A 12,143-nucleotide genomic window follows, 5' to 3' on the forward strand; every position below is an offset into this window, starting at 1 on the left:
CGATGAATATGGCGCTATCGACCGTTTGTCAACAATCTGAATAAAGGGGCGGATGATCCGCCCCTCATAAAACTCGTAGGTGTTACTACATGTTTTTACGCCATGCGGTGCTTTCGAACCACTTGTTGTAAAGTTTTTCGTAACGTCCATCGTTCTTGATCTGGTGCAGGAAGTTTCCGAGGAAGTTCAGGAAATCGGGGTCACCTTTGCTGATACCCCAGCCCAGAGGCTCGTAAGTAAAAGGCTCGTCGAGGAATACGAGCTTGCCTTCACCCTGTTCAGCCATGAAGATAGCGTTGAAGGGCAGGTCGTAAATCATAGCATCGGCTTTGCCGTTGAGGACTTCAAGAGCTGCGTCGGTTTCAAGGTCGAAAGACTTGTACTTTGCTTTAGGGATAAAGCGTTTAGCAGCCTGTTCGCCAGTGGTGCCGAGCTTGGAAACAATAGTGTACTCAGGCTTGTTCAGGTCTTTGTAGGACTTGATTTTGCCTTCAAGTTTTTTGTTAAGCAGAACAGTCTGACCTACAACCATGAAAGGTTCAGCAAAGTTGATCTGCAGGTTGCGCTCCTGGTTGACGGTCATACCGGCGGTGATGATGTCAATTTTGTTAGTAAGAAGAGCGGGGATGATGCCGTCGAATTCCATGTTGACCGGAACAAATTTTACACCCATTGCTTTAGCCATTTCGCGTGCGAGGTCGATTTCGAAACCGACGATGCGGCCTTTTTTGTCAGTCATCTGAAAGGGGATGTATCCGGAGGCGATACCGCAGCGCAGTTCACCGCTTTTCAGAATGGAGTTGAGGGTTGATTTCTTGGCCAGATCGATGTCAGCTGCATTGGCAGTGGCTGCAAAGCCGAGCGCCAGCACCATGATCAGCATCATGCAAATTCTTTTCATAGCTGTCTCCTTTAAAGTCCTTGTCTGCAATTAAGTCAAAATACCTGTGGTAGAACCGATCAACCGTATTTGCCTTCTGTAAGTACTTCCTTAACAATCATTTCGACCTTGCAGACAGGGCAGATCGGCATTGATTCCTTAGGGAAATAGACAATCCGTGTTTCACGGCATTTGGGGCAGATCACCTCAACGGCTTCCTGCCTTTCTTCTTTGACTTTGTTTTTCATGAGTAATGCCCCTTTGAAAAAAGAATCTGGAAAATTAACTTTTTTTTGAATAAAGTTCAAGAAAACATTTTTTTACACGCTTTATAATTCAAAGAAAACAATATTGTGCATGTAAACCGTTATTGACACCGTTACGGTTTTGTATAATTTTCATGTTTGTTATTTCGAGGGTATTTTAACTTATTTGGAGGAATATTTTATGAAGAGGATTATAGTTGCTCTGTTGTTGACTATTCTTGCTGCGACACCTGCTCTTGCCGGAAAAAAGGTGATTAACATTGCATCCGACTGCACATGGCCCCCCATGGAGTTTGTCAATAAAGATAAGCAGATCGTTGGTTTTTCTGTCGATTTGATGAAAGCTTGTGCCAAGGCTGCTGGATACGAAGTGACAATTAAAAACGTAGCTTGGGATGGTATTTTTGCCGGTCTTGCCGCTGGAAAATACGATGCAATCTGCTCTTCCGTATCCATTAACGAAAAACGTAAAAAGGTAATGGACTTTGCTGAGCCATACTTTGAAGTACAGCAGTCTGTTGTTACCGCTAAAGATTCCACAGCTAAAACTCTTGCTGATTTCAAAGGAATGAATGTCGGTGCTCAGATCGGTACTACCGGATATTTTGCTATTAAAGGCGCTGAAGGCGTAGTCCCCAAATCTTACGATGAAATCGGCCTCGCAATGGAAGACCTTTACAATGGCCGTCTTGCAGCGGTTGTTTGTGATGACCCCATCGCTGCTGACTTTGCACTGCAGCAGGAAGAGTACTCCAAGAAGCTCAAAATCGCTTTCATCGTAAAAAGTGATAAAGCTGAGTACCTCGGCGTAGCTGTTAAAAAAGGAAATACCGAAGTTCTGGACCTGATCAATAAAGGTCTTGCTGCTGTAAGAGCAGATGGCACTTACGATAAAATAAAAGCCAAATGGTTTGGCAGCAACTAATTGCAGACCAGCAGGCTTGAGTTGAAAACAAATGGCCGGGATCGGAAGTTAGCCGGTCCCGGCATTTTCATGCAGCCCGGGTACATATATGAAAGAAAAACAAGTTAAGATTGAGGTTACGGACGGGGCCAGCATTCCTGACAGTAGTGACAAAGGTCTATTGAATGCTTGGTGGGTTTCCTTTATCGGTGCAGTTGGGATCATTGCTTATTTGATTATTACCAAGCCTGATCCTTATAGGGATATTCTGCTTTTTATCCCCGATGGAATTGTAGTTACTTTTGAGGTTACTATCTGTTCTATCTTCGGGGCGTTGATCATCGGCCTTTTCACCGGGCTGGGACGAATTTCAAGTAATAAGTTTATTAATCTTGTGGCTTCAACATATGTTGAAGTTGTCAGGGGTATTCCGCTTTTAGTTCAGCTCTTCTACATCTATTATGCTATGGGCCGTGTTCTGCAAGTACCGGATATGCTTTCGGCTATCATCGCCATGAGTGTTTGTTACGGTGCATATATGGGTGAAGTTTTCCGCGCCGGGATCGAATCCATTGATGACGGTCAGACTGAGGCTGCAAGGTCTCTTGGGTTCAACAAAAAAGAAACAATGTTTCTGGTTATCCTGCCGCAGGCGTGGCGTACTATTCTGCCTCCTGTCGGTAACGAGTTCATTGCTCTCTTGAAGGATTCTTCCCTCGTCTCTATTTTGGCTGTTGCTGATATCCTCAGGCGCGGACGTGAATTCGCTGCTGAGAGTTTTCAGTATTTTGAAACCTACACAATGATCGCGCTTGTTTATTTGTTAATTACTTTGATTCTTTCAAGAGCGGTGAGCCATATGGAAGAGAGGTTGAATCATTATGACCGCTAATCCCATTATTGAAATTAAGAATGTATACAAATTCTTCGGTGATCTGGCTGCTCTCAGTGATGTTTCACTTGATATCAAGCAGGGTGAAAAGGTAGTTATTATCGGACCTTCCGGTTCCGGTAAGAGTACCTTGCTGCGCTCCATCAATCGTCTCGAGGAAATCAATAAAGGTTCTATTGTCGTTGACGGTCTGGATGTTCATGACAAGGAAAATGACATTAATAGCATTCGCCAGGAATTGGGGATGGTTTTTCAGTCTTTTAACCTTTTTCCGCATAAGACTGTTCTGGAAAACCTTACCATGGCTCCGATCCGTCTCAAAGGTATGGAACAGGAAGAGGCTAAAGCCATTGCGGTTGATCTGCTTAAGAAAGTAGGCATCCGCGAAAAGGCTAATGTCTATCCTTCCAAGCTTTCCGGTGGGCAGCAGCAGCGTGTGGCAATTGCCCGTGCGTTGGCCATGAATCCCAAGATTATGCTTTTTGATGAACCTACTTCCGCTTTGGACCCTGAGATGATCGGGGAGGTTCTGGATGTAATGAAGAATCTGGCTCGTGAAGGTATGACTATGGTTGTTGTAACTCATGAGATGGGTTTTGCCCGTGAAGTTGCGGACAGGATCGTTTTCATGGAGGACGGCAGAATCATTGCTTGCGCGCCTCCTGAAGAGTTTTTCAACAATGCAGATCATCCGCGTTTGAAGCAGTTTCTGGATCAGATTCTGTAATCTTTTTTGTAATTTTGTTTGTGAAAAAGCCGATTCTGAAGCTTCAGAGTCGGCTTTTTAATTATAAAATAACCGGAATGTGTTTTCAATCCTGTGAATATTGATTATACCGTGAATGATCCTTATTTCTAAATAAATGCTAATGAGGTAGAGTTGATGGCAGGTAAGCGGATTCTGGTTGTTGATGATGAAAAGATTGTTAACCTTGATATTCAGGCTACTTTAAAACGCTTAGGTTATATTATCGCCGGCGATGCCGTAACAGGTGATGAGGCAATTGAAAAAGCCGGTGCGACCCGTCCTGATTTGGTTTTGATGGATATTAAGCTTCAGGGTGAAATGGATGGAATTGAAGCTGCTAATATTATTATCAAAACATATGATATTCCCGTTGTTTTTCTTACAGCTTTTTCCGATGAAAAGACTCTTAGCAGGGCTAAACTTTCCGGTCCGTTCGGATATCTGCTGAAACCATTTGAAGAACGTGAGTTGCGTTCGTCCATTGAGATTGCCCTATATAAACATGGTATGGAGCAGGAATACCGTCAGGCTGTTGCTGATGCAGAAGCAGCAAACGAGGCTAAAAGTTCCTTTCTTGCCACGATCAGTCATGAGCTGCGCACGCCCATGAATGGAATTCTGGGGTTGAGTGAGATTTTGCTTAGTAGCGGCCTCGCTTCAGAGCAGAAAGAGTATGTTGAATTGATAAAAGGTTCCGCTTCTTCATTGTTGCGGGTGCTCAATGATATGCTCGATTATTCCAAGATTGAGCGGCGCATACTTGAATTGCGCGAAGGCATTTTTGATATTCGCCAGATATTGTCGCTGGTTATGAACTCTCATGGTCCAAATGCTATTAATAAAGGTTTGAACATAGAGTGTTTTCTCCATCCTGAAATTTCCGGCGAATTACAGGGTGACTCCGGCAGGTTGACCCAGATTTTAAATAATATAGTCAGCAACGCAATCAAATATACCGATAAAGGCGGGATAACCATCGAGGTTATGCCTGATGATTGTATGGATGATCCATACCCCGCAGGCTCTCTCAGGTTGCTTTTTGTTGTTTCCGATACGGGAGTAGGAATTTCGCGGGGCAAAGCGGACTCAATTTTTGAAAGTTTTACTCAGCTTGAAGATTATATGACCCGTAAACATGGCGGCATAGGGCTTGGACTTGCGATTACCCATAATCTTGTCAACATGTTGCAAGGGGCTATCTGGCTTGAAACAAAACCATCTCAGGGCAGTAGCTTCTATTTTACCGCAGTGTTCAAGCCTGTGACTGATAGTTTGGACAGCAAGCATCCCAGATCTATTTATGAATGTATGGACTTCAGTAGCTTCAAGCGTATTTTGCTGGCTGATGATAATATTATTACCCGGAGGGTTGTCTCTGCCTTTCTTGAGGATTCCAATTGTGAATTGGAGATGGTTGAGAACGGTCAGGAAGCAATCAGTCTTTTAGCGACAAAGTCTTTTGATTTAGTCATTATGGATATTCAGATGCCGGTTATGGATGGTTTGGAAGCTACACGGCTTATTCGCACCGGCTATATAGATAATGTTGAGCCTCAAGTTCCTGTTCTTGCGCTTACTGCCCACGCCATGAAAGGAGACCGGGAACGGTGTCTCGAAGTCGGCATGAATGGTTATCTATCGAAGCCTTTTAATTCCAGTGAGTTGATGCAGGCAATGCTTTCTGTTGTAAAAGGGGAGGGCGGCGCTGATCCGGTTCGGGTAGAGCAGGATACAGATTTTGGAAATGGACCCAACCTTGATTTAAAGGGTACAATAAGACGTCTGGACGGTAATGATAAGCTTGTCAGGGAAATCTATCGCCATTTCTTAAAGCTTGTCCCTGACCATCTTGCTAAGGTTGATGAAGCTATTGCAAATACTGATCTGGAAGTTTTGAAATCAGAAGTAGTCTTTTTGCGCGGTTTGTCACTTGATGTCGGAGCTCACAAGCTTTCCTCTTTAACAAGTGAGATTGAAAAATATCTTCAGCACGGAAATTTAGAGATTGTGGAAGGTTTGGTTTCCCGTATGAAGAAAGAGGCGGACAATACTTTTGAGGTAATGTCTGATTATATTTTAAAATCGACCTGATTTTAATTGTGCTTGCTATTGTTATCTGGAAGTATGGGCATCCCTTAGCATAATTAATCAGATTCAAGGACTTGTTCATGACTCCCCCTCCTGAAGGCAAAATAATTAAGTCTCCGGCAATATATACTTTTTTTCTTATCCTGTTGCTTCTCTCCGCTATTGCGTTGGGATATTCTGTTATCAAACCTTTCATAAATACGATCATTATTTCGGTCGTATTGAGTGGTATATTTTATCCGTTGAGCAAAAAAATATGTTGCAGGCTTGGCGGAAGACCTGCGCTTGGGGCGTTTTTAACAGTCTGTATTATCATTTTTGCCATTATTATTCCGGCTGTAGTCTTCTTTTTAGGCCTGATCGGACAGGGCGTTGATTCTGTTACTGCCATTAACGAATGGTTGCGTACTACGGATTTTTCGACTCTTTTTGACTCACAACATTACAGTACATATCTGCAATGGTTTGAGCAGAAATTTCCTTTTTTTGAGATCAGTTCCAGCGATATTCAGGCCAGAGTTCTCGAGATTTCGAGAAGTTTCGGTCAGGCAATGCTGACTACCGGGACATGGCTTGCAGCAAACATGGCAAGTCTGGTTGCCCATTTTCTGATCATGAATTTTTTGGTTTTTTCATTTTTAAAGGATGGAGAACGGTTCATTGACCGGGTGAGATATCTTTCTCCTTTAAGGGCTGAACAGGAAGATTTTATTATTGAAAGCCTTAGAAAAGTTTCAAAATCAGTTCTATTCGGAAGTCTTTTTATCGCATTTCTACAGGGTATTGTCGGCGGAATAGGGCTGGCAATAGCTGGTATCCCGGCTCTTTTCTGGGGTACTATGATGAGTTTTGCTTCTCTTATCCCTGTTCTTGGAACCGGTTTGATCTGGGTTCCGGCCACAATTTATCTGTTGATTGTCGGTAAATTGAAAATTGCTGTTTTTCTGCTGATTTGGTGCGGGGTGTTGGTAACAGGGATTGATACGGTGCTTCGGCCTATGATTGTGCGCGAAGCTTCGCGGGTTTCCACCATTTATGTTTTTCTGGCTATTCTTGGCGGGATTAATGCTTTCGGTCCGTTGGGAATTTTGTACGGCCCGCTTATTTTATCTTTTCTGATGGTTATGCTCCACATTTATGGTGTGGAATATCAAGACGTGCTGACTCACAAAAAATAACTATTTTTGTGAGTCAAAATTCCTGAGGAGTTTTGTCCCAGCTGCTGATAGCGAGTTTAAGGTCTTTTGTAGGGAGAACCGTCCGGAGTATAAATTACCGGCGGGAATTCTGTCTTTAATGTTTTCATCTTCAGCATGCCGGATTTAACCACTTCGTTTACTTTTACAAATGTTGCGACTTTTCCCGGTACGTCTTTAAGCATGATGTATCCATCTCCACCTCTTGCAAGGTAAGAGTTGGTGGCGATGGAATATTTACGCGTTTCGTTTATGGATTTGTAATTACCCGATTTATCCATGATTTTAATATTGGAAACTCGTGAACCAGCTGTTTTGATTTTAGTCGGTTTTCCTGTGCTGTTCAGTTCCAGCTCCTGAGCTTGTCCGTTTGTATCTAAAGTGAATTTCAGACCTGATATCTGGAGGAATGCTCCAGAAGCAGCAGGCAATTTGTGAACTGAACGTTCAAGAATCTGTTTAAGCGTCTTTCCGGAAACTTTAATCACAGTCATTTTGTTCCCAAAGGGGAACATTGTGTTGATATCTTGATCTGTTAACGGTCCTGCAGGGATTATCTTGTTTCCTCTGAATCCTCCACCATTCTGGAACGCGATATCCGTATTGAATTTCTCTCGCATGATGGAACTTACCAGGCTTCCGGCGATTGTTTCACCAGTACGTATGGATGCTGCACGGGTGTCCAGCGCAACCGGAGAAATAGCGACAGGAAGGCTCGTGGTGTCTTGTACCTTTGATGAGAGAAATGCTTTTATCCGACCGTCTTCCTGCGTATTGTCTGTTACCGGAATAATTGTCCACTCGTGTTTATTAATGGCTCTTGCATTCATGTTGATTTTCAAAACGCCGACATAACGTCCCTGGCTTCCGCATTGAACCATTAAGCCGGGAGTGGCTGCGTCGCGGGCGATGATTTCTTGTCCGGGAAAGATGTCTTTGTAGCTTTGTCCGCCGCAGATAATATCTATTTCCGGGACTTCCTGCAGGAGTTGTTTTTGAGTAGCAATAGGCAGGTGGCTTAAAAGAACAACCAAGTCTGCCTTTTGGTTAATTTTTAAATCGTGCGCCGTTTCCCGAGCTGATTTAACGTAGTCGGCAGGTATTGAAACTCCTGAACCGGGGTTTGAGATAAGCTTGAGTTCCGGTAGAATCATGCCCATAAATCCGATTTTAATGAAATTCCGTTCAAGAACCACTGTGCTGGTTATGTAATTACGTAGAGGATTGCCTTTAGCTATGTTCAGGTTGCTGCATACAGTGGGGAATTTTTTGCTTTTCAGGCAATTAGCTAAAAATTTTGTCCCTCTGTTGAATTCATGGTTTCCGAGGGTGGAAACATCGAATCCCATCATATTCATAGCTTCGAAAACAGTCTTGCCTTTCTCGTTTGTCAGTGATTCTCCCATGAGATCATCACCGGTTGCCACGGTTATTGTGGCTCCGGGATATTTAGCTCTATATGATTCAAATACTGACTGAATTCTTGCAAATCCTCCGAAAGTACGTACCATGCCGGTACTATGTTGCTCATTTTTTTCTTCCGCCGGGAGCAATTGTCCGTTGAGGCCGGAGGTTGTAAGAATCACTAAGTCCCAGCGGTAGGCCAAACTGGGAGAAGATGTCATCAAAATGGCAATGATAGCTGCTATGATAGGAAAAAAGCGCATATTTGTTCCTGTGGCAGTGGCATTTATTAATTGGGTTTGTGAGTAGTAACATGTATTACGTATATACTTGTGAATGTGTAAGCTAATCTTTGTTTTTTTTCCAGTCTAATCGTTAATAATATATCATCAAATAAGGCAGGTTTCGGTGTTGTTTTTGAGTTTTAAAAAAATATTCTCCGCCTTTTTTTGTGGAATGCTATTCCTCGCTTGTTTAGGTGGATGCTCGACCCACAGTGTCCGTATAGAACCCCATGATAAAGGGTATGCCAAGGTAGATGCTGCTCAGGTTTCCGGCCTTATAAGTCGTTTGCAGTATCAGGGTGGTGACGATTTTTCATGGATGGATCTGCAAAAAGGAATTGAACGAAATCTTAGATATTTATCCCGAAAACCGGATAAAGGTGTAGCTGCAAAGTACGGACGCATGCAGATTACCTGGGGAATGCTTAAGCGTACCAATGAGGAAATGCTCGGTCTTCTGCCCATGCTTGAAGAATCTCCCGAGCTTTTGGAAGAGAAATTCGTCTGGTATTCTATGGCACCAAGAACCTTGTTGACCGGATATTATGAACCATATCTGGAGGCTTCGCTCGTGCCTCACCCGGATTATCCGTATCCGCTCTATAGTATTCCCGGCGATTTGCAGACCCTCGATCTTGGAAAATTCCATCATCGTTGGAAGGGGCAGAGTCTTATTTACCGTCAGGAAAATGGTGAAGTGCACCCTTACTATGACCGCAAGGACATTGATTTTGACGGAGCATTGCAGGGCAAGGGGCTTGAGATTGCATGGGTTAAAGATTTAGTGGATGTATTTATTCTTCAGATTCAGGGGTCAGGACGTCTTGTCCTGCCGGATGGTAGCGTGAAGCATGTGCTTTATGCCGGTAAAAACGGACTAAAATATGTTTCGCTTGGTAAGGTGCTGATTCAGCGCGGGCTTCTTCCTAAGGAAGGAATGAGCATGCAGAAGATTAAGGCCTTCCTTGATGCCAATCCTGATCTTGTTAAGGAATTGCTGACCACTAACCCCAGCTATGTCTTTTTCAGGCTGGATGATGAAGGTCCTTTCGGTTCTATGGGCGCACCGCTTACACCTATGGCAAGTGTTGCTGTGGACAACAAAGTGATTCCCCTTGGGTCTTTGGCTTTGTTGACCACCCGCCTTCCGCAGCAGGATGGAAGGGGTAAGGCTCCCTTTGCTAAAGTAGTTATGGCGCAGGATCGCGGTGGAGCTATTAAAGGGACAAGGGTTGACTTGTTTTGCGGGTCCGGTCCTGAAGCTGAATTTCTGGCTGGGCATCTGACCTCATGGTCACATGTATATCTGCCGGTCAGTCGTACATTTCTTGAAGAACAGGAAGCTGCGAAAGCCGAGTAGTTTTATGCAGGTTCGTATTGTTCATATCTTTCATAACTGCTTTGTGATTGATGCCGGGGAAAACTGTTACGTTTTCGATATCCCGGCAGATCGGTTCAGGAGTAAGAAGGTACTTTCTGCCTTGCAGGAATCTCTTGCCGGACGGAAGGTAACGGTCTTTTTTTCTCATAGTCATCTGGATCATTTTGCGCCGGATTACCGTGAAGTATGCGCGAGTGCAGCTTCTTTGCAGGCCGTGATTTCAGATGATATTGAAGAAATGTACCCTGATCTTGATTTCAGCGATGCTCTCATTGTTGAACCGGATGAAAAATATGATTTCCATGAACTGGAAATTGAGACTCTCATGTCCAATGATCTGGGGGTGGCTTTTCTTTTCAGTGATGCTGGAGGCTTAAGAGTATACAACGGCGGTGATCTGGCCTGTTGGGATTGGGAAACAGCTTCGCAGAATGAACTTGATTTTACTCGATCCTTTTTCCGTTCAGCAGTGGATAGAGTGGTTGATTACGGTGTCCAGATTGCTTTTTCCAATGTGGACAGAAGGCTGGAGAGCCTTGCCGGAGGTGGAGAACTTGCAAGAGCGGTCAAGCCTCAGGTTTTTGTCCCGACTCATTCTTTTGGGCGCACACAATGGTTGCAGGGAATACATGAAAGAATGGGGATAGCAGAAGAGAATTGTTTTATCTACCGCAGAATTGGTGATGTTCAATCATATGATATCCAAGTTTAACGAGTTAAATTAGAAGCCCCCGGAAGCTGATGCTTCCGGGGGCTTTTTTAGTATCCAAAATTTTCAAGCTAGGGTTTAACCGCAGCCGTTACATCCCTTGCAAGGTTCCTTGTATCCGCCCATTCCTTTGGGGATACCGTTGGGACGTACATTGCCCATTGAGAGCAGTTTTTCGCATTCTTTATGGCCGCACTCGGGGCAGTCAGCTTTAGCGTCCTTTCCGGGCATTACCAGTTCATCAAATTCTTTACCGCATTTAGGGCATTTAAATTCAAAAATCGGCATATCTACTTACTCCTTTCGGCCTGAAATTTTATGCAAGGGAGCTTTGCTCCGTTTTTTATTGTGTAGGCTTTAGGGGTAAGAAAAAATTACGTGCTTTTCAAGAGAAATCTATATGCTTCTTGAGAGCAGCGTTCCGCCACCCATCATTCCCAGTTGCGCAAAAAAACCGTTAAGCTGGCCGTGGACCTGACCTGCCTGTTTATCCTGCTGTTCCTGAATTGCAGCGGCTTTATCCAGCAGTATATTGATATTCTTAGTTATCTTGGCGAGTTTGTCCTGTTCTTCATCGGATAGTCCGGATTCTTTTGCTTTGTCTTTTAGGGCATCAGACTCTTCATCGAGCTTGTAGTAAAGATTCTTTTCAGCATTGCTAAGTCCGTGCGTTACCAGACTGCCTGCAATTTTTTCCATTTCTGCAAGGATTTCATCCGCCCGTTTGGATTCTTCTTCGTTGAGTTCCTTTTTTGTGGTTCCGCGGATTTCGTCTATTTGTTTATTCAGTTCGTCCGCTTTTACCTGTTCTTCCTCTGTCAAGGTTTTAGGTCCGGTGATACCGAATAGTTCTTTCAGCTCTTTCTGAATGGAGGCTTCTTTTCTCTTTTCCGCAGCAGAGAGCACTTTACCTTCAGGGTAGTACATCTTTTTCAATTCCCACTTAAGGCTTTCAGCTCTTTGGCGGTCTGCGCCTTGCGGATCTTTGGTGGGGACAATTTCATAAAGTTCATCCAGTTTAGTCTGGAGTTCATCAACTTTCTTTTGTTCTTCAGATGTGAGCTCTTTGGGCTCCTTATCAAGACCGTAAAGCGCATCCAGTTCTTTTTTCAGCTCTTTGAACTTCTTTTCCTGTTCTTCGCGGATAGACGAATCATTGACACCATATATATTATTCAGTTGGGAGAAATATCCATTTACCTGCTGCTGTTCGCTTGAGTCCAATCCGAAACTCATGGTGGCGAATTGCATCTGCAACTGCCTGCGGATTTGAGAAGGGGTTAAACTGCTTGAAATATTGGGTGTTCTTGCGCTTTGGGAATTGTTGGCTATGTTTGAAAAATAGCTTCCGGCTGTGCTTGATCCATTTACGATTGAGCTGGTGAACATTT

The 12,143-nt window shown here is 43.8% G+C and carries 12 protein-coding genes; 7 read left to right on the forward strand and 5 right to left on the reverse strand.

Annotated features, from left to right (window positions below; translation table 11 throughout):
- Positions 1–85 precede the first annotated feature (85 nt).
- Together DESAL_RS08615 and DESAL_RS20340 are read right to left on the reverse strand one after the other, a co-directional pair.
- Positions 86–901, reverse strand: coding sequence for a transporter substrate-binding domain-containing protein (locus tag DESAL_RS08615; RefSeq protein WP_015851599.1), 816 nt, complete (start codon positions 899–901; stop codon positions 86–88).
- A 59-nt stretch (positions 902–960) separates the two neighbouring features.
- Positions 961–1,128, reverse strand: a complete 168-nt coding sequence (locus tag DESAL_RS20340) for a hypothetical protein (RefSeq protein WP_015851600.1) — start codon at positions 1,126–1,128, stop codon at positions 961–963.
- Between the two features lie 199 nt (positions 1,129–1,327).
- On the opposite strand from DESAL_RS20340, the gene DESAL_RS08620 reads away from it, so the two are divergent.
- The 5 genes from DESAL_RS08620 (at position 1,328) to DESAL_RS08640 (ending at position 6,956) form a co-directional block, all read left to right on the forward strand.
- Entirely contained in the window at positions 1,328–2,071 is a 744-nt protein-coding gene (locus tag DESAL_RS08620; protein WP_015851601.1) for a basic amino acid ABC transporter substrate-binding protein, read from the forward strand.
- Positions 2,072–2,159: 88 nt separating this feature from the next.
- The gene (locus tag DESAL_RS08625) at positions 2,160–2,942 is read left to right on the forward strand and encodes an amino acid ABC transporter permease (protein WP_015851602.1); all 783 of its coding nucleotides are present in this window, start codon (positions 2,160–2,162) and stop codon (positions 2,940–2,942) included.
- On the forward strand, positions 2,932–3,669 hold the full coding sequence (locus tag DESAL_RS08630) for an amino acid ABC transporter ATP-binding protein (RefSeq protein WP_015851603.1): 738 nt from the start codon (positions 2,932–2,934) through the stop codon (positions 3,667–3,669). Before DESAL_RS08625 ends, DESAL_RS08630 begins: the two co-directional genes overlap by 11 nt.
- A gap of 156 nt (positions 3,670–3,825) precedes the next feature.
- Positions 3,826–5,781 carry a hybrid sensor histidine kinase/response regulator gene (locus DESAL_RS08635; RefSeq protein WP_015851604.1) on the forward strand — a complete coding sequence of 652 codons (1,956 nt, stop codon included), beginning with the start codon at positions 3,826–3,828 and terminating at the stop codon, positions 5,779–5,781.
- Between the two features lie 77 nt (positions 5,782–5,858).
- Entirely contained in the window at positions 5,859–6,956 is a 1,098-nt protein-coding gene (locus DESAL_RS08640; RefSeq protein WP_015851605.1) for an AI-2E family transporter, read from the forward strand.
- A gap of 56 nt (positions 6,957–7,012) precedes the next feature.
- On the opposite strand, the gene DESAL_RS08645 is transcribed toward DESAL_RS08640, so the two are convergent.
- Positions 7,013–8,641, reverse strand: coding sequence for a bifunctional metallophosphatase/5'-nucleotidase (locus tag DESAL_RS08645; RefSeq protein ID WP_015851606.1), 1,629 nt, complete (start codon positions 8,639–8,641; stop codon positions 7,013–7,015).
- Positions 8,642–8,786: 145 nt separating this feature from the next.
- Between DESAL_RS08645 and mltA the strand changes: the two genes are divergently transcribed.
- Both mltA and DESAL_RS08655 read left to right on the forward strand, forming a co-directional pair.
- Positions 8,787–10,022, forward strand: coding sequence for a murein transglycosylase A (mltA, locus tag DESAL_RS08650; protein ID WP_015851607.1), 1,236 nt, complete (start codon positions 8,787–8,789; stop codon positions 10,020–10,022).
- Between the two features lie 4 nt (positions 10,023–10,026).
- A complete protein-coding gene (locus DESAL_RS08655) occupies positions 10,027–10,755 on the forward strand; it encodes an MBL fold metallo-hydrolase (RefSeq protein ID WP_015851608.1) in 729 nt (242 codons plus the stop codon).
- A gap of 75 nt (positions 10,756–10,830) precedes the next feature.
- Here DESAL_RS08655 and DESAL_RS08660 read toward each other — a convergent pair whose 3' ends face one another.
- Together DESAL_RS08660 and DESAL_RS08665 are read right to left on the reverse strand one after the other, a co-directional pair.
- Positions 10,831–11,040, reverse strand: a complete 210-nt coding sequence (locus DESAL_RS08660; protein WP_015851609.1) for an FmdB family zinc ribbon protein — start codon at positions 11,038–11,040, stop codon at positions 10,831–10,833.
- 108 nt (positions 11,041–11,148) lie between these two features.
- Complete coding sequence (locus DESAL_RS08665; RefSeq protein ID WP_015851610.1) at positions 11,149–12,141, reverse strand: hypothetical protein; 993 nt, start codon at positions 12,139–12,141, stop codon at positions 11,149–11,151.
- Positions 12,142–12,143 lie beyond the last annotated feature (2 nt).

It is taken from the genome of Maridesulfovibrio salexigens DSM 2638, from assembly GCF_000023445.1.
In the GTDB taxonomy this organism is placed as follows: domain Bacteria; phylum Desulfobacterota; class Desulfovibrionia; order Desulfovibrionales; family Desulfovibrionaceae; genus Maridesulfovibrio; species Maridesulfovibrio salexigens.

Coding starts and splice junctions, on each gene's coding strand:
- DESAL_RS20340 (WP_015851600.1), bottom strand. CDS start 1,128: ATGAAAAACAAAGTCAAAGAAGAAAGGCAGGAAGCCGTTGAGGTGATC.
- DESAL_RS08630 (WP_015851603.1), top strand. CDS start 2,932: ATGACCGCTAATCCCATTATTGAAATTAAGAATGTATACAAATTCTTC.
- DESAL_RS08615 (WP_015851599.1), bottom strand. CDS start 901: ATGAAAAGAATTTGCATGATGCTGATCATGGTGCTGGCGCTCGGCTTT.
- DESAL_RS08645 (WP_015851606.1), bottom strand. CDS start 8,641: ATGCGCTTTTTTCCTATCATAGCAGCTATCATTGCCATTTTGATGACA.
- DESAL_RS08655 (WP_015851608.1), top strand. CDS start 10,027: ATGCAGGTTCGTATTGTTCATATCTTTCATAACTGCTTTGTGATTGAT.
- DESAL_RS08660 (WP_015851609.1), bottom strand. CDS start 11,040: ATGCCGATTTTTGAATTTAAATGCCCTAAATGCGGTAAAGAATTTGAT.
- DESAL_RS08625 (WP_015851602.1), top strand. CDS start 2,160: ATGAAAGAAAAACAAGTTAAGATTGAGGTTACGGACGGGGCCAGCATT.
- DESAL_RS08620 (WP_015851601.1), top strand. CDS start 1,328: ATGAAGAGGATTATAGTTGCTCTGTTGTTGACTATTCTTGCTGCGACA.
- DESAL_RS08640 (WP_015851605.1), top strand. CDS start 5,859: ATGACTCCCCCTCCTGAAGGCAAAATAATTAAGTCTCCGGCAATATAT.
- DESAL_RS08665 (WP_015851610.1), bottom strand. CDS start 12,141: ATGTTCACCAGCTCAATCGTAAATGGATCAAGCACAGCCGGAAGCTAT.
- DESAL_RS08635 (WP_015851604.1), top strand. CDS start 3,826: ATGGCAGGTAAGCGGATTCTGGTTGTTGATGATGAAAAGATTGTTAAC.